Below are 17,414 nucleotides of genomic sequence, written 5' to 3'. Positions count from 1 at the left end.
TTGTATATATGCTCATTTTAGAATAAATCGAGTTAAAATCAAAGTGCAAACGCTTACTTTTGTAGATAAATATTTTCCATATTACACTAATAAGATAAAATTAAAAACTTGTCTACATAAATGAACACTCATATTTACTCAAAAGTATTTCTATAGATTCATCATCTTGTTCAAAATATTGCATTTACATAATCTTAATATTCACAACATAATGACTTAAAAAATGATTACTACCCTTTAACAAGACATGACTATACTATTTGAAAACTTAGTATAGATACGTCTCTTGGAATCTTGATTTACAAATACATAACATCTAGGGGGATCATATGGTTATTTCAAAAAAACTCGCTTCAGTTACTTTAGGTATTCTTATTGTTGTTTTATGTGCTGCAACGTTTTTAGATCAATTTATTTCCAAACATTTAATGGATCAAAACTCTTTATTTGGCACTATTTTCCAAAATTATGGACTCTTCCCACCCACAATTGTACTTATTATATCTATGATTATTTTTAACTATTATGTGTTTAAAACATTTAAAAATAGATTAGCACAAGCTATCATTTTGATTGTATCTTTTGTTTATACTTTAATTAAGACTAATGCATGGGTATCTGAAACTGTCCAATACATGATGTCTACATCAGAAAATATTAAAAAACATAAACCTATGGGTATGGCAAATAACGAAGGAAACACTGGTGAAGCTTTATCAATTGGCTTAAGTTTCTTAATTTCATTCATTATCTTAATCGTTATTGCATTAATTTGTTATCAATTTTGGTTAAAACGTGTTGATATGTCAGAATTAGAAAGACTATTCAAAGTCTCTATTATTAGCTTTATGGTATTACTCATCGGCCTAGAACTCGTAGATAATATGAAAGAACTATGGGGACGTGTCAGACCATATGAAATTGAGGATAAAGCTGGTCACTTTACCAATTGGCTTACTATTAATGGTAATACGGGACATAGTTCATTCCCTTCAGGTCACACTGGAAACGGTGCTTTCTTCATGTTCTTTGCATTTTACTTTAAAAAACTATCAACCAGACAATGGATGTTTATCATAGGATTAATCTATAGTGTGTTGATGGCTCTAAGTAGAATAAGAATAGGCGCGCACTTTACAAGTGATGTCACTATGAGCCTAATCATCATGTTTAGTTTAATGTTAATCGCTGATTTCCTCATCAAAAAGTTGACAGCCAATCATACAGCGGAACACCACGATTAAAAAATGTACATTTATGATTGTAGGGCGTGGGACAGAAATAATAAAGAACCACTAATCATTTATGATGTAGTGGTTCTTACGCATTAGCCACAGCTAATGTGAGCTATAAAATAGGAATACATGAGTGAAACTCATGCATAAGAAATACTAATTTCTAAAGAAAAAGTATTTCTTTATCGTTGTCCATCCCCAACTTGCATTGTTTGTAGATTTTCTTTTCGAAATTCGCTATGTTTGGGGCCCATCCCCCTGGCAAGGTTGACTAGAAATGAATAAGCTTGGTACATTAGACCGTCTTTGTCATTGATTACTTAGACGGTCTAATGTATGAACTTTAGTTCATGCATACCTCTAAAGCTTATTTTAAACACATGAGTCAATACGCATGTGTAAGTCGTTCTCATTTCTAAAGAAAAAGAATGACTTTACAGTCAACGACTGCCTAAATATGAATGTAACTTGAAATATATATTTATGTCCCTGCCTGTACTATTTTTATTTCCTATAAATTGCCTTAGCCATTTCTAAAAATGCATTGGCACCTTTGGACAAATGATTAAGTTTGTCATATTTATAAGCTAAAACAACATGATTTACATATTTAGATGTATCGAGTTTGATAAAATGTCCTTTAAACTGAGGCATACTATTTTTAACACTTTCTGGGACATAAGTAATACCTAATCCTTCATTAACTAATCTTAATGCATTATCCACACTCATGGTCTCCATCGCTATTTGTGGTGTTATACCATAATTTCCTAGAATTTGATCTGTAAGATGTCTTAACGCCATGTTAGGTTTCAATAATATAAATCGGTCATTTTTGATAGCATCATGTATGTCTTCCGCATTTTTATAGTCACCTTGTTGTCCTAAATGTAATGCGTAATCAGGTGTTAATGCTAGGTAAATCGCTTCTGAATATAAAATATCATATTTAAAAGTCCCTTGATAAAACGGTAATATCGTTAATGCGATATCTATTTTATTATCTATAAGGAGCTGTTCAATTCGATGTGACGGCTCTTCTATTAACTTTAATTCTATACCTGGATAAGCTTTTATAAATTCAGGCAATATATCGTAAAGTGTATGTGCTGCTAATATAGGATTCACACCTATTACTAATCTTCCCTTTTTCAATGCTGAGATATTCTGTAATTCTTGCTTCATTTCTTTATATGTATATTTGATTTGGTTCATATAATCCAAATATCGCTCTCCTGCATACGTTAATGTAATTGGATTACTCTCTCTATTTATCAGTGTTACCCCTAATTCTGACTCTATTTCTTTAATAAACTTACTCAAATAAGGTTGAGAAATATATAAATGTTTGGCTGCTTGAGAGATGCTCCCAAAGCGTCCAACTGCTTCTAAATATTGAATGGAATTTGTATTAATCATTTAACCACCACTTTCTCTGTATAACCATTTGGTTATGGTTTTTATATCTCAATACGTCTTTTACAAATCTCAATTTCAGGCAGATAATAGTAATTGTCATCAAATCGACACATATTTTAAAACTTAATACTACTGGGAGGATTCATATGGAAATTCTTGGAACGTTAGGTATTATCCTAGGTATTTTATTTATTATCTATTTATCGATGAAAGGATATTCCATATTAATAGTTGGTCCAATAGCCTCTATTATAATCATTTTAACTAATGGGTTACCATTTTTTAATTCATTAATTGGTACGAAAGAATCTTACATTACGGGGTTAGCTCAATTTATTATTAGTTTCTTCGGCGTTTTCTTATTAGGTTCACTATTAGCCAAATATATGGATCAAAGTGGTGCTGCACAATCCATTGCCGAAAAAATTATTAGTATGGTCGGAACAAATAATCCCTATTCTATATTAGTTTCAATTTTTATAATCACGGCAATATTAACTTACGGGGGCATTAGTTTATTTGTTGTTGTGTTTGTGATTGTACCTTTAGCAAAACCTTTATTCCAAAAACTCGACATTGCTTGGAATCTGATTTGTATACCAATTATGTTAGGTTTAGGTACATTTACAATGACTATGTTACCAGGTACGCCATCAGTTCAAAACGTGATACCTACAAAATACTTAGGTACCACATTAACCGCGGCGCCATTATTAGGGATCATTGGTGCGATTGTTGCGACTATCTTCGGACTTTGGTATATGAAATATGCATTAAATAAAAGTCTTGCTAAGAATGAATCATTTGATGACTTTAATACGAGACATTTAGATACTGAACAAGCAAGAAAGCAAACCCCTCATTTTTATTTAAGTATACTACCTATTGTTGTTTTAATCGTAATTAATATTATCGGTAGTATTTTTAAAATTGATAACGTTATTCTGATAGGTCTTGCAGTTTCAATTTTATTATCTGCTCTACTATTCAATCAACATATCAAAATTCATCGTGAAGTTATCAATGAGGGTTCTAATAGTGCCTTAGCCCCAATGTTTTTAACTGGCTCAGCTATTGCTTTCGGCACAGTTGTTACACTGGCACCCGGATTTGATAGCATTAAATCTTTAATCCTTAATATGCCAGGTAGTCCATTAATAAGTTTATCCATTGCATCTGCTATTTTCGGAGTGATCACCGGCTCAGCTTCAGGATCATTAGGTATCGTAATGCATGCTTTTGGTAAACAATATGTTGATATGGGAATAGATCCAGATGTAATTCACCGTGTAGCAACAATGTCATCATCTATATTTACAGTGATGCCACATACTGGCGTAGTCTTAACACTATTTGCACTCACTGGTTTAAACCATAAAAACGGTTTTAAATATTTATTTATTACTAATACAGGTGCTAACTTATCTGCACTCATCGTAGTGATATTAGTATCATTGATTTTATAAATTACAATTTTTAGGAGGAATAATTATGAATAGAAATATCATCGTTACAGGATCTGGCCAAGGTATTGGTTATGCTATCGCACAAGCGTTTGATCAACAAGGTGATCGTGTATTCATTTTTGATATGAGCAAAGACGCAGCTGAATCAGCAGCACAATCATTAGAAAAAGGTGTTGCCTATCAAGTAGATGTTACGGATGAAACGACTGTTAAAAATGCTATCAATGACGTAACTAATCAATATGGTGCTATCGATGTTTTAGTTAACAATGCAGGTATTCAATATATCTCTAAAATTGAAGACTTCCCATTAGACAAATGGAACCAAGTTATTGGCGTTATTCAAACAGGTACATTCTTAATGACTAAACACGTATTACCAAGCATGAAAAAACAACAAAAAGGCCGTATTGTAACTATTTCATCAGCTCACGGTGAAATGGCTGATCCATTCAAATCAGCATATGTAGCATCTAAATTCGCACAAATTGGTTTCACAAAAACGATTGCGCTTGAAACAGTAAATGATGGTATCACTGCAAATGCTGTATTACCTGGTCCAGTTCGTACAAAATTAATCGAAAATCAACTTGCAAAATTAGCAGAACAAGATGGTACTTCTGAACAAGAAGCAATGGAAAAACACATTACAAGTAAATCGCCAATGAATCGCTTATTAGAACCTTCTGAAATTGCGGATACTGTTGTTTTCTTAGCATCGGATGGCGCATCTGCTATCACAGGTGAAACAATCAGTGTATCTGGCGGTTCAAACGCATAAATCATTATTAACATTTAAGAAAGAAGGAATTTTAATATGAGTCAATTACAAGAACAATTAATCGGTACATGGGCATTAGTAAGTTATCAAGATGAAGATGAAAATGGTAAAATTTTCTATCCCCTAGGTAAAGATGCAACTGGTTTTATTATGTATAATCCAGATGGTTATATGTCAGCTCAATTGATGCAACAAGGTCGTCCTGCCTATGCATCTGGTGACCTTCACACAGGTACTAAAGATGAAATGGCAGAAGCTGCACACGGCTATTTAGCTTATGCTGGTAAATATGAATTAGATGAAGAAAACCAAACAGTTTATCATACGATGAATGTAAGTATGAATCCAACTTGGTTAGGTGATACACAACCACGTGTATTCAAACTTGAAGGCAATACACTTAGCATTGAAAATGGAAACAACCCTAATCAAAAACTCGTTTGGCAACGTGTTAATCATTAATATTCACAACATAAAGAGCAATCCCAGTAATAAGGGATTGCTCTTTTATATATACATAAAAACACTGTCGATTAGCTTTGATAGCTTATCGACAGTATTTATTTAAAAGTTTAACTTTATGATGGTACTTCAGTACGTTTTGTACTATGTTTTCTAATTGCTGCTGCTAATAAACTAGACACAGCACCGAAAATCATAAATCCAATAAGCATCCACATTGTTGAGTTTAATTCAATATGGTGATTCATATAAATGATTTCTTTTAAGCTTGTAGCATAATGTACGAATGGATTCCAATCTACAATGTAATGTTGATAGAACTTAGGTAACATTTGTTTTGGTAACATTACCATTTGCATACTAAAGAACATTGCAAGGAAGAAGATTGGTACTGATTTCATACCTAACCAAGTCATTGTTCCTAGTATTAAACCAACAAATCCCATAATGGCTAAGGCTACAAAGATCGCAACACGATTTGGATGATCAAAGTCAAATCCAAGTGCGCCTCCCATAAAGTACACATATGCAAAGCTACCAGCGAATGCTGCAATAGCTGTAAATACAATTTGTCCTACAGAAGCAATTAAACGATGTGCAATTTTAATATTGCCACTTGTTCTAAATGCGAAGAATAATAGTACTGAGATAACAATTGATCCCATCCAAATTGGCATAAACATTAAGAATGGTGCGTTACCGCCACCTTGATGGTCTTTCACTTTATTGATTTTTTCATTATCCACTTTAACTGGATTAGTTACAGAATTAATATCTTTCGCATCAACTTTAACATTTTGTTTTTCTAATGTTTGAAGACTTTGTTTTGTAATTTGTTTATTAATATTGTCACCCATACCTGACAATACATTTGTAGCCATTTGAGAACCTTGTAAACTTGATCCTTGGCTCACAATAGTTTTCAATTGTGCTTGTTTTACATCAACACTTTGATTGCCCATTTTTTTAGCCATCATTTGTGCTTGTTGAGCTGGAATTTCACCAGATTCCACTTTTTCTTTCATTTCAGCTTTTTTGCTATCCATGACTACTTTTTGAGTTTTACTCATTGCATGTTTAGAAAAATCTTTTTCAAAAATAGCAGCGCCATAATATTTTTCATTTTCCATGCCTTTTTTAGCATCTTTTTCACTATCTACTTTGACCCATTTGATTGCTTTAGAATCACTATCTAATAATTTATCTTCTAGTTTGTCACCAATATTCATTTTTTTACCTTGAATAGAAGTGCCTTTATCGTGATTCACAATTGCGATTGGCATATCTTTAGGTTTAGGATTAAACGCTGGATAGAATGCAATTGCAAAAAGCATTAATAGTAATATAATTGCGATTGGTGTCAACCATAATAATTTGCTTTTAAATATATTCATAACTTTTCCTCCCTTGAAGCGATTCAACATTGTGTTGAATATTTATCACTTTTCCAATTATAATGAGTTTAAATAAATAAACAACAATCAATTAATAGAAAAACGTCCGTTATTGAACATAATGATGAATATTGTCTATTAACTAAGGGAGGTTTTACATTTTTGAAAGAAGATAGACGTGTTCGCAAAACCAAATCTGCAATTAAGCACGCTTTTATACAATTATTGAAAGAACGAGGCCTTGAAAATATTACAGTTCAAGATATTGCAGATAAAGCTGACATCAACCGAGGTACTTTTTATTTACATTATGAAGATAAATACTTACTTCTCACCGATATGGAAGATGAATGTATTGATCAAATTTCTAAATTCACTCAATTCTCAGAGATTCAAGGCGACAATGTTGAAATGATAGCGACATTATTTATCGATAAAGTGTTGCGTAACATTATTCAACATGTGTATGATAATTTAGACTTTTACAATACTATTTTGAGTTTAGAAAGAAAAAGTCGCTTAGAAGAAAAGATCATTGATTTGATTCAAGAAAATATGAAAAATCAAATTAGTGTTGATAATGAAATTGAAGGTATTCCTGAAATGTATTTTCATAGTTACGTTTCTGGTGCTACAATATCAATCATTAGGTATTGGGTATTAGACACAAACCGTATCTCTGTTGACGAATTAGTTACACACATCTTTAAGATTATTTATTATGGCCCACTAAGGATTATGGCCGAACAGAGATATAACCATTTGAATTAAACACATTGCTCGTTAAACATAGTGATGCGTTTGAAAAAAAGCTTTGAAAGGACTTTAACAAATGATCACTGCATATAAACATTCAAACCAAATGAATAATGAAATTATTGAAACACCTATAGATCAACAACCATTATGGATTAATGTCGTTGAACCTGATAGAGAAGAAATCGAATATTTAATGGATCACTACAATTTACCTGAAGATTTTATACGAGATCCATTAGATTCAGAAGAAAGTGCACGTATCGAATATGATGAAGATACTGGTTACTCTCTCATTATTATCGATTTACCATTAATCAATTCTACTAATCGTAGTGTTTTATCATTTATTACCATTCCGCTTGGTATCGTCATTGGAAATGGCATCGTTATGACAATTTGTGATGCTGAAAATGAATTCTTAGAGAACTTTTCAAGACAAGATAATATTAATCTAAAATTTCATAGTCGCTTCGCTCTAGAAATATTAACTACTATTGCGAACCATTATAATAGAAACTTAAGATTGCTTAATAAATCAAGAATCCGTATTGAAAGAGAATTAAAAAATAATATTACAAATAAACAACTTTTCAAATTAATGGAAGTCGAAAAAAGTTTAGTTTACTTTTTAGCCGCATTAAAAGGTAACGATACCATTATTAAAAAATTATTCCGTTTGCCTGCTATTAAACGATTTGAAGATGACGAAGAGTTACTTGAAGATTTAATCATTGAAAATAACCAAGCTATAGAAACTACTGAGTTACATCAACGCATTTTAGAAAGTATTACAACATCCTATGCGTCACTATTATCTAATGATATGAACACCATTATGAAAACTTTAACAATGTTTACGGTATTGCTAACGCTACCTACACTTGTATTTAGTTTCTTTGGTATGAATGTGATATTACCATTAGATGATCATAGTTATATTTCTTGGATTATCGTTGTTGTTATCTCACTGATACTAGTTGCGATTGTCAGTATATACCTATGGCGAAAACAGAAGTTATAACCTATTTGAAACATAAAAAAAGATGGACAGTATTAGAGGTCAATGTACTCTAACTGTCCATCTTTTTTGTTTATTGAACTTCTTTATATTTTTTCCTTTTAGATAAGATAAACGTTACAACTATAGAAACTACAAATGCAATGACCATGCCAATTAGATAATGTAACCAACCACCATGATTAGGATTGATTGAAATAAATCCTGGTATACCTGCAGTACCCAATGCAATTGCTTTAACTTTAAAGAATGAAATATAGGCCGCTCCTAATCCAGAACCAATGATTGCACCAATAAATGGATATCGTAGTTTCAAGTTAACACCAAACATTGCTGGCTCTGTGATACCTAAAACTGCTGAAATACCTGCTGCTGAAGCTACACCTTTTAATTTTTTATTATTTTTTATAATAAAGAATGATGCTAAGGCTGCCCCACCTTGTGCCATATTAGACATAGTGGCAATTGGGAAGATAAATGAACCGCCTGTTTTAGCTTGATCTGCAATAAGCGTTGTTTCCACTGCAATAAAACTGTGATGCATACCTGTAATGACAATAGGTGCATATAATAAACCGAAGATTAATCCTCCAATAGCACCACCGAATTCATATAACCAAGTTAATCCATCTGACAACCAATAACCTAGTTGTCTTGTAATGGGACCAACAAATAAAAATGTTAAAAATGCAGTGATAAAGATAGATAATAACGGTGTTAATAAGTTGTCCAATACAGTTGGTACTACTTTACGCAACCATTTTTCAATTGTTGCTAATATATAAGCTGCCACAAGCATAGGTAATACTTGTCCTTGGTACCCCACTTGGTTAATATGTAATCCAAATACGTCCCAATGTGGAATCGCTTTTCCTGCTTCTACTGCCTTGGGAAAATCATAAGCACTCATTAAACTTGGGTGTACTAAAATCATACCAAGTGCAGCCCCTAAAAATGGGTTGCCTCCAAATCGTTTAGCAGCACTAAAACCAATTAATATTGGTAACAATGTAAATGGCGCATTCGCAAATATATTAATCATATCTGCTAAACCTGCGAATTGGCTATGCACCTCAATTAAAGATTTACCTGCATAAAATAAATCTTTTGCTGTTAATAGATTGTTTAAACCCATTAATAAACCACCAGCTACGATTGCTGGAATAATCGGTACAAAAATATCAGATAACATTTTTACAAATCTTTGTAATGGATTCATATTTTTAGTTGATTTGTCTTTTACTTCAGATGTCGTTGACGCTTCTTTACCTGTGATTTTTTCCATTTCGTTAAATACTTTATTAACAGTTCCAGACCCTATAATAATTTGATATTGTCCACCAGTTGAAAATGTTCCTTTAACAACATCCATTTTAGATAAAGCTTCTTCATCAACTTTACTCTCATCATTCAAAATTAATCTAAGTCTGGTTGCACAGTGGGCCATTGAATCTAAGTTCTCTTCACCACCAATGGCATTAAGTATCTCTTCTGCAGATTGTTTATAGTTCATTTGCCTAATCCCTCCCATTTTTAGAACCGGTTCCAAAATAACTACTTTTATTGTAACCGGTTCCAATAATTAAATCAACATCGCCTTTTCACTTTTTGATAAAAGGGAGAAGGAAAGAAATAATAAAGAACCACTAATCATTTATGATGTAGTGGTTTTTACGCATTAGCCACAGCTAATGTGTACTTTAAAATAGGAATACATGAGTGAAACTCATGCATAAGAAATACTAATTTCTAAAGAAAAAGAATGACTTTACAGTCAACTACTGCCTATATACGAATGTAACTTGAAATATATTTATGTCTTAGCCTGTAATGTCATTGAGCAGTTATGAATATGGGTATATATAAAATACTATATAAATAGGAGGCTAAAAATTGAAAGAACGCGGACACATTGAACAATTATGGCGCGAAGAAAAATATCGTGTTTTACTACATAGCCAAAAACAATATGATGCTATTCGTGAAAAGCTAAAGACTCAAACCTCTTACGAGGAAATTCGTATGATGATTGAACACGCTATCACTATAGAGCCCAGTCAAGGAAGTGTCATAAATGCTTATGATCATATGTGGGGATACTTTAAAAAGCTAGCTACTGACTAAGAAAAACAAAGCGCTCAAACATTAAAACAACAATTCGTTAACCATGACGTGTCCATTCATGATTTAATGTCATTTTTAAATATATTAGCTATTAAATATGAGGTGCACTACCTACAACAAAGTACTGTATTAAAAGAATAAAAAAACAAACGTTCCATTTTTTAAGGAACGTTTGTTTAATTTTGTGTCGAAAAGGCACGTCACCTTTAAGTCACATTAAATGTACATTATGTTTAAATTCTAAAGAAAGATTAATTCTAAGTTGTATCACCAAGTAATAATAAACAATAAATAGGACTTAAAGCTAAAACATCCAGTGAAATTAATTGTCATGCTTCATATAATTTGTTTTCACTTCGGGGGGAGTATTTCAAATTAATGATTATAAAATTATCGCTACTTAAAAATTGATGCTTCATCATACTTTAATTTTCAGAAGATGTGATTTCTCAGGATGTTACCCTATTTCTATATTGGTTAAAATCAGTTGCACATTCTAGTTGGTAAATCTTATCGATTTCAAACCAATGTCATAATGCCTTAACACATAAGGTTCATGTGTTATGAAGAAATAAGGATTGTATGCGTTAAATCTTGATGTTTATTCTTATTTTAAGTTGATTATTTTCTTCACTAAATATGGCGTATGTGATTCTGTGTTGTCTCTCTCTTTTGTTGTTATATCTAAGATGTGTATAACGTACATTTAAAATCACAGATTAACAATCCAGTATTTAAATTTTTAAAAATTCTGTTGGATTGAAATCTATTATTATTATCTACTAAATATTTTAATCTCACTCTATTTAAAATTTCCAAATACTCTTTGCTACATTTCTAATTTCCTATTTATGTTGTGAACAATGCAAAATTGACTACGTTTTCACAAAAATTGCTATAATAACTTTTATTTTTAACTATTACTATTTGAATGAAAATCTATTATAATAACTATTATTATTCAATCGCATATTAAATGACTTAGACTATGAATATACTCATATATATTCAATTCGAACAATTTATAAGTGATTATTATATTGTGATACTAAAAAATAAGAGGAGTCCCTTCACATAACATGTCATGCCATTTAACCCTTTTCACTCAACATCAAACGCAGCCATGTCGTAATATTAATCAAATCATCATACTGTTTTCATTAAGTCATGAATTGAGTATCAAAATAAACGGTGAAATTAAAGATTTAGATGCCCACATTGCAATTATTAACCATGGTGATATATACGAAATAGAAAATGCGACGCATTTAGTTCAATTAAGCATACCTATTTTTTATTTCTATATAGAGGATACGTCATTTTTTCAATGTTACTTTGATAGACATTTATTGCAATCAAGTGACTACATCAAAACGTTATTACTTCAACTTTTACAACAAGATTCGAAAAATAAAATTGACCAAACTGTGTGCTCTAAAATCATCCAAACGTTATATAAAGAAGCAGTAGTAAAATTAGAAGACGATTATATACCTAACATGGCAGTCAACTATGCTTTGTTTGCAAATTGTCTTCAATTTCTAGAAGAACAATTAACTCAGCCTATTTCTTTAAAAGATGTCGCTTCTAATAGTAATATTTCTGAATCTTATTGTTCGAATTTATTTAATCGATATTTGAATATGAATTTTAAAGACTACTTTACTAGTCTAAAATTATGTAATTCTATTCAACTACTTATGACCACTCATTTATCAATTAACGCTATATCCGAAACGTCTGGTTTTACCAGTCATACCAATTTTACTAATCAATTTAAAAATTATTTACAATTTAGTCCTAAACAATATCGTGCTTATATCAATCAAATTAATGCTATGCCACAATTAAACATTGCTAATTACGATAATGCAGTTTTTTTACCACTCATAGAAAACTTTAATTTCAATGATCAAATAACTACAGAAATTACTAAAATTGATATAGACCATTTTGATCCTAAAGATTATTCAAAAGCTTCCAAAGCATTTATTCGACTCGATAATTTCAATGAATTGTTTCACTTCACCTTTAATGACTATTTCGATATAGACTTTTCATTTTTACCCGAACTGGTCATACTTATCAACGACATTAAGGACTTAACAACGAATCAAATCAATTATCATTTATTATATAGATGCTTTGATAAATTATTCGAACGACATATTGGCTTAGCCATGACCATTAAATCCAAAGAGGATTTTAAAGCAGTTAATCAATTCATCCTAATGTTTTTACAAGGTCATACAGACTATCAACTCAATAAAAAGACTGTCAAACTGATGCTTATTTTTGATTCAGCAACAATGACCATACATGATATTCATTTATGTCATTTGAAGATCAAAAATAAAAATAGAGACATAAAATATGGTGTAACTATAGATGGATTATTGCATCAACACCAAACTTTAGATAAAACATATGATATTTTAAGACGATTACATTTTGATTATTATTTACTGGATATTGAAAATATAGAAACGACCTCATTATTGATTAACAAAAGGAAAACATATAATCATACTACTTCTCATTTTGATAATTATAAGCAATTTATAATGGATTCAGGTATAGACTCTACACGCTTTGTGTATGATTATTTATCGTTTAAATGTTTCAAATATACTAATAATGGTGCAAATCCATTACAACTCGCTGACTTAGTTTGTCATATTATTGCATTATTACGCTATGGTGGTGGCATTAGTTACCAATTGATAGCAAATGGTTCAATTTATATTTCGCTTTTTAATGAATTCGGTAATGCACTACCACTCATTCACATTTATAAAATGGCAGATGCATTTGTGGATGAATCTATTCAGATTTCAAATAATTACATCATGAGTCGAAAAGATGGTAATTATCACTTTATTTTATTTAATAAAATCAACGATCGCTATTTGTCCGATACACATCTAGAATTCATATTTAGTAATAACTTAAAAGCAAATTCATTAATTACTGTCCAAACGCTAAATAACGAACATGGTACGATTGATAATTTATTACCTCAAAACAGACAACAACTGTTTCTTGATAAGGAAATGATTGAACAGTTAGATCGTTCTAATCATCCTAAAACTGAATTGTCACTACTTGAACATGATAATCAAGATATTAAAATAATTTTAAAACACGATGAAGTGAAGTACGTATGTATTAAACCTAATTAATAATTTAAATATAAATATGGCGAAAGTTTAACAATGATGATTTAAGGTTATAGTTATCATTAAGGAGATGATTATATTGGATAATCAAAAAGCAACTGAAGCGATTGAAAATGTTTTAAATCATTCTAAAGTAGGTGTACTATCTACAGCTTATAACAATAAACCTAATAGTAGATATATGGTGTTTTATAATGATGAACTAACGCTTTATACTAAGACAAATGTCAACTCAATTAAAGTTGAAGAAATTGAAGATAATCCTTATGCGTACATTTTATTAGGCTATAATGAAACAACTAATCACAGTTTTGTTGAAATTGATGCAACGATTGAAGTTGTCAAAGATCAAAAAGTGATTGATTGGTTATGGGAAACGCAAGACAAATCATTCTTTGATTCTAATAAAGACCCTGAATTGTGTGTATTAAAAGTAACGCCTAAGTCTATCAAATTAATGAATGACAAAGATTTAGATACACCTTTCACAATTGAATTATAGTTATGTAGAAAGATTGGGACAAAAATCTTAAAATAATAGCACAAAGATGATTTAAAATTTTTAAATTATTTTTGTGCTTCTTTTATATTTATTATGATGTTTACACTGTAATTTAAACCGTGCCTCTAAACTAATTTAATGAGGTGCTTTTGTAAAATTAACCACATGACTTAATACACTCACCAATAAAAAACTCAAATACTTATTTTCAGATATATTTATGTTAATGAATGACAAATACGTATATTTTATGAATTTTTCAATTAATAATAAACACTTATATTTTGAATTTAATTGCAAATCACTCTAATTTTCTGTATAAATGAAATAGAAAACAACAATACTAAAGGAGAATATATAATATGAAGAGTAAAAAAGGACTTGGTTTTGGTCTTATCGCAATTATGTTAATTGTATGTATTGTTTTAGTTGTCGCAATGATGGCTGGTGGCAAGAAAGAAACATACTATGGTGTTATGAAAAATGATACTACAATTGATAAAATGATTAGTGAAAAAGACGAGAAAATTGAAAAGAATGTTAAACTTCCTTCAGATGCAAAAGTATCTGTTAAAAAAGAAGATTTCGTTATGATTACTAAAAATGAAAAAACTGGCAAAATTGCAAAAGTGAAAAAAGTAGATCATGACGATGTACCTCACGGATTAATGACTCAAATCCATGATATGGGACATATGCATATGTAGTTAAAAAGGAAGCAAGTCCTGATGACTTGCTTCCTTTTATTTGTATATATTTGTCGTATTCTCATAAGGAAGTACCTTTAAGGATCACAGTAGCTTACGCTACTGCGTAAGAGGGTGAAGAACAGAAATTTTATATTTCGTCGTGCTTCCCCGGCACACGATGACTAGGTGAGTTACAAGTATCACGTAGTAACTTACCAGTCATCCACTGCCTCTAACCATTAAAATGGAAGTACTTTTAAGGATCACAGTAGCTTACGCTACTGCGTAAGAAGTACTAACCATTAAAATGGAAGTACTTCTTTAAATGCATAAGAGCCCCTAATCGCTAAAGCGATATGCTTCTCTTTGGTTCGCCTTAGCTTGCGCTAATGCATAAGAGCCCCTAATCGCTAAAGCGATAAGGGGCTCTAAAAATGTCAGATTTGTTATTTTATAGTGATTTTAAATACTCTTGGCCTTGTTTCTTATCATATAAGTTTTCCCATTTTGCGATAACTACAGTTGATAAAGCGTTACCCATAACGTTAACGACTGTACGTACCATGTCTAATAAACGGTCAACTCCTATGATTAATGCAAGTCCTTGAGCTGGTAATCCCATTGCACCTAATGTTGTTAATAATACAACGATTGAAGTACCTGGAACTGCCGCCATACCTTTTGATGTAAGCATTAATGTTAACATTAACACAAGTTGTTCTGTTAACGTTAAATGCATACCATACATTTGTGCGACGAATAATGCTGCGATTGACTGATACAATGCTGAACCGTCTAAGTTAAATGTATATCCAATCGGTATAACAAATGATGTAATTTCTTTTGGTGAACCAAATTTTTCCATCTTTTTCATCATTACTGGTAATACAGCTTCTGAGCTTGATGTTGAGAAGGCTAAAAGGATTTCACTTTTTAGTATTTTCATAATTGAGAAAATACTTATGCCACACATTCTTGCTACAATTCCTAACACTACTACTATGAAAAAGACCATCGCAAAAACGACGACTAATACAAGCTTAAGTAACGGAAGTAAAGCTGATGCACCAAATGTAATAATTGTTGTACAAATAAATGCAAAGACACCTAATGGTGCTAATTTTAAAATTTTGTTAATCATCCAGAAAACTGCTTCTAATGTACCACTTAAGAAAGATTTAACTGGTTCTGCTTTTTCACCGATGGCAGCTAAGGCTAAACCGAAGAATACAGCAAAGAAGATAATTGGTAATAATTCTCCTTTAGTTAAAGCTTCAAAAAAGTTTGTAGGTACAATGTTTACAATGGTATCAATAAAATGATTACCATATGTAGATTGTTCTGCAGCGTGTGCAGATGATTGATATTTAGAAATATCGCCCTTTGGTAGTTTTGATGGATCAAGTCCAGAACCTGGTTTGAACAAGTTACCGAAGATAATCCCAAGACCAATAGCGATTGTTGTTATAATCTCAAAGTAAAGTATTGTTTTCCATCCATAGCGCCCTACGGTTTTCGACTCCCCTACGTTCGAAATAGATAACGCTAAAGAACAGAACACAACTGGAATAACGATCATTTTAATTAAGTTTAAAAAGACGTCTCCAAATGGCTTTATGTAGTTAGCCGCTTCTTCATTTCCATATAATATAAGTCCAACGACAACACCTAGAACCAACGCAATTAATACTTGCACTGGAAGGCTAATTTTTCTCTTGAATAGAGCCATATTGCAAACTCCCCTTCATCTGACATCACTTAATTATATCAGATAACTTAAAAATAGCTATAATTTTTTAAATAACAAATACAAATAATTGTGTTGAAATTTCTAAATATTTGTGAAACCTGAGGGTTTTACTACGGTTACTTTCATCATTTTCGTTGTTATAATCATAATTCAATCCTTATATCAAACTTACACAATTAGAAAAAAAGGTTACCGATTTTTTAAAAATCGATAACCTTAACACATTTTGATTAATTTGATGGTTTATAATTTTTATTAAAGTAATTATGTTTGGCACTCTTCAAGCTTTTCTTAGTTTCAGTATCAAAACCTTCTGCAAAGATACCTTTTCTTGTACTTATAGGTTGTATGACATAAGTTACTTTAGGCTCATCTTTATAAATAACTTCCTTATAATAGACACCTTTTTTAGCACTATATAATGTTTCTTCTTTTTTGATCTTATCTTTTAAATGATGTTCTTTAAGATAACTATCGACCATTTCAATATTTTTATGGCCTTGATATGTTTTAAGTGCGAAGAAAAATGCGAATGCTAAAACTAACGAAATGATTAATATAATAGTAATTCTAATTAACTTCTGTTTCCTACTCATTTTATAGACTCCTTTTGCCTTATCTTAATTAGTATGAACG

Annotated in this window: 14 protein-coding genes and 1 pseudogene; 10 read left to right on the top strand and 5 right to left on the bottom strand. The window is 31.1% G+C overall.

What is annotated here, in order from left to right:
* Positions 1-329 precede the first annotated feature (329 nt).
* On the top strand, positions 330-1,244 hold the full coding sequence (locus LPC11_RS02635; protein ID WP_023373855.1) for a phosphatase PAP2 family protein: 915 nt from the start codon (positions 330-332) through the stop codon (positions 1,242-1,244).
* Between the two features lie 495 nt (positions 1,245-1,739).
* Here the strand turns inward: LPC11_RS02635 and LPC11_RS02630 are convergent, their stop codons facing one another.
* On the bottom strand, positions 1,740-2,654 hold the full coding sequence (locus tag LPC11_RS02630) for a LysR family transcriptional regulator (protein ID WP_023373857.1): 915 nt from the start codon (positions 2,652-2,654) through the stop codon (positions 1,740-1,742).
* A 146-nt stretch (positions 2,655-2,800) separates the two neighbouring features.
* Here LPC11_RS02630 and LPC11_RS02625 point away from each other — a divergent pair, with 146 nt between their 5' ends.
* The 3 genes from LPC11_RS02625 to LPC11_RS02615 are packed head-to-tail and all read left to right on the top strand — an operon-like array spanning position 2,801 to position 5,363.
* On the top strand, positions 2,801-4,120 hold the full coding sequence (locus LPC11_RS02625; RefSeq protein ID WP_023373859.1) for a GntP family permease: 1,320 nt from the start codon (positions 2,801-2,803) through the stop codon (positions 4,118-4,120).
* Positions 4,121-4,145: 25 nt separating this feature from the next.
* A complete protein-coding gene (locus tag LPC11_RS02620) occupies positions 4,146-4,901 on the top strand; it encodes an SDR family NAD(P)-dependent oxidoreductase (RefSeq protein WP_023373861.1) in 756 nt (251 codons plus the stop codon).
* A gap of 36 nt (positions 4,902-4,937) precedes the next feature.
* Complete coding sequence (locus tag LPC11_RS02615; protein WP_023373863.1) at positions 4,938-5,363, top strand: lipocalin-like domain-containing protein; 426 nt, start codon at positions 4,938-4,940, stop codon at positions 5,361-5,363.
* A gap of 116 nt (positions 5,364-5,479) precedes the next feature.
* Here LPC11_RS02615 and LPC11_RS02610 read toward each other — a convergent pair whose 3' ends face one another.
* The gene (locus LPC11_RS02610) at positions 5,480-6,757 is read right to left on the bottom strand and encodes a YhgE/Pip domain-containing protein (RefSeq protein WP_023373864.1); all 1,278 of its coding nucleotides are present in this window, start codon (positions 6,755-6,757) and stop codon (positions 5,480-5,482) included.
* 162 nt (positions 6,758-6,919) lie between these two features.
* Between LPC11_RS02610 and LPC11_RS02605 the strand changes: the two genes are divergently transcribed.
* Both LPC11_RS02605 and LPC11_RS02600 read left to right on the top strand, forming a co-directional pair.
* Positions 6,920-7,528, top strand: coding sequence for a TetR/AcrR family transcriptional regulator (locus tag LPC11_RS02605; RefSeq protein WP_023373866.1), 609 nt, complete (start codon positions 6,920-6,922; stop codon positions 7,526-7,528).
* A 61-nt stretch (positions 7,529-7,589) separates the two neighbouring features.
* Positions 7,590-8,537 (top strand): magnesium transporter CorA family protein, encoded by a 948-nt coding sequence (locus LPC11_RS02600; protein ID WP_023373868.1) that lies wholly within the window; start codon positions 7,590-7,592, stop codon positions 8,535-8,537.
* A 70-nt stretch (positions 8,538-8,607) separates the two neighbouring features.
* Here LPC11_RS02600 and LPC11_RS02595 read toward each other — a convergent pair whose 3' ends face one another.
* On the bottom strand, positions 8,608-10,047 hold the full coding sequence (locus tag LPC11_RS02595) for a sucrose-specific PTS transporter subunit IIBC (protein WP_023373870.1): 1,440 nt from the start codon (positions 10,045-10,047) through the stop codon (positions 8,608-8,610).
* A 380-nt stretch (positions 10,048-10,427) separates the two neighbouring features.
* Between LPC11_RS02595 and LPC11_RS02590 the strand changes: the two are divergent.
* From LPC11_RS02590 to LPC11_RS02575, 4 genes and pseudogenes are all read left to right on the top strand, one after another.
* Positions 10,428-10,799: pseudogene (locus LPC11_RS02590) on the top strand (YbgA family protein).
* 938 nt (positions 10,800-11,737) lie between these two features.
* Positions 11,738-13,840: an AraC family transcriptional regulator Rsp gene (gene rsp, locus LPC11_RS02585; RefSeq protein ID WP_231307335.1), complete on the top strand. Its 2,103-nt coding sequence runs from the start codon at positions 11,738-11,740 to the stop codon at positions 13,838-13,840.
* Between the two features lie 76 nt (positions 13,841-13,916).
* Positions 13,917-14,339, top strand: coding sequence for a pyridoxamine 5'-phosphate oxidase family protein (locus LPC11_RS02580; RefSeq protein WP_041613694.1), 423 nt, complete (start codon positions 13,917-13,919; stop codon positions 14,337-14,339).
* Between the two features lie 362 nt (positions 14,340-14,701).
* On the top strand, positions 14,702-15,046 hold the full coding sequence (locus tag LPC11_RS02575; protein WP_023373878.1) for a DUF4889 domain-containing protein: 345 nt from the start codon (positions 14,702-14,704) through the stop codon (positions 15,044-15,046).
* A 433-nt stretch (positions 15,047-15,479) separates the two neighbouring features.
* Here LPC11_RS02575 and LPC11_RS02570 read toward each other — a convergent pair whose 3' ends face one another.
* Together LPC11_RS02570 and LPC11_RS02565 are read right to left on the bottom strand one after the other, a co-directional pair.
* Positions 15,480-16,757 carry a dicarboxylate/amino acid:cation symporter gene (locus tag LPC11_RS02570; protein WP_023373880.1) on the bottom strand — a complete coding sequence of 426 codons (1,278 nt, stop codon included), beginning with the start codon at positions 16,755-16,757 and terminating at the stop codon, positions 15,480-15,482.
* A 251-nt stretch (positions 16,758-17,008) separates the two neighbouring features.
* The gene (locus LPC11_RS02565; protein ID WP_023373882.1) at positions 17,009-17,374 is read right to left on the bottom strand and encodes a DUF3139 domain-containing protein; all 366 of its coding nucleotides are present in this window, start codon (positions 17,372-17,374) and stop codon (positions 17,009-17,011) included.
* Positions 17,375-17,414: the final 40 nt, after the last annotated feature.

This window comes from Staphylococcus sp. HL28 (genome assembly GCF_021117155.1).
Classification (GTDB): domain Bacteria; phylum Bacillota; class Bacilli; order Staphylococcales; family Staphylococcaceae; genus Staphylococcus; species Staphylococcus warneri.
The sequence above is the reverse complement of the archived record's forward strand: the minus strand, read 5'-3'. Positions and strand labels throughout refer to the sequence as shown.

Excerpts from the sequence above, each read along its gene's own strand:
- LPC11_RS02630 (WP_023373857.1), bottom strand. The coding sequence starts at position 2,654 with ATGATTAATACAAATTCCATTCAATATTTAGAAGCAGTTGGACGCTTT.
- LPC11_RS02595 (WP_023373870.1), bottom strand. The coding sequence starts at position 10,047 with ATGAACTATAAACAATCTGCAGAAGAGATACTTAATGCCATTGGTGGT.
- LPC11_RS02620 (WP_023373861.1), top strand. The coding sequence starts at position 4,146 with ATGAATAGAAATATCATCGTTACAGGATCTGGCCAAGGTATTGGTTAT.
- rsp (WP_231307335.1), top strand. The coding sequence starts at position 11,738 with ATGTCATGCCATTTAACCCTTTTCACTCAACATCAAACGCAGCCATGT.
- LPC11_RS02565 (WP_023373882.1), bottom strand. The coding sequence starts at position 17,374 with ATGAGTAGGAAACAGAAGTTAATTAGAATTACTATTATATTAATCATT.
- LPC11_RS02625 (WP_023373859.1), top strand. The coding sequence starts at position 2,801 with ATGGAAATTCTTGGAACGTTAGGTATTATCCTAGGTATTTTATTTATT.
- LPC11_RS02600 (WP_023373868.1), top strand. The coding sequence starts at position 7,590 with ATGATCACTGCATATAAACATTCAAACCAAATGAATAATGAAATTATT.
- LPC11_RS02635 (WP_023373855.1), top strand. The coding sequence starts at position 330 with ATGGTTATTTCAAAAAAACTCGCTTCAGTTACTTTAGGTATTCTTATT.
- LPC11_RS02610 (WP_023373864.1), bottom strand. The coding sequence starts at position 6,757 with ATGAATATATTTAAAAGCAAATTATTATGGTTGACACCAATCGCAATT.
- LPC11_RS02575 (WP_023373878.1), top strand. The coding sequence starts at position 14,702 with ATGAAGAGTAAAAAAGGACTTGGTTTTGGTCTTATCGCAATTATGTTA.
- LPC11_RS02615 (WP_023373863.1), top strand. The coding sequence starts at position 4,938 with ATGAGTCAATTACAAGAACAATTAATCGGTACATGGGCATTAGTAAGT.
- LPC11_RS02570 (WP_023373880.1), bottom strand. The coding sequence starts at position 16,757 with ATGGCTCTATTCAAGAGAAAAATTAGCCTTCCAGTGCAAGTATTAATT.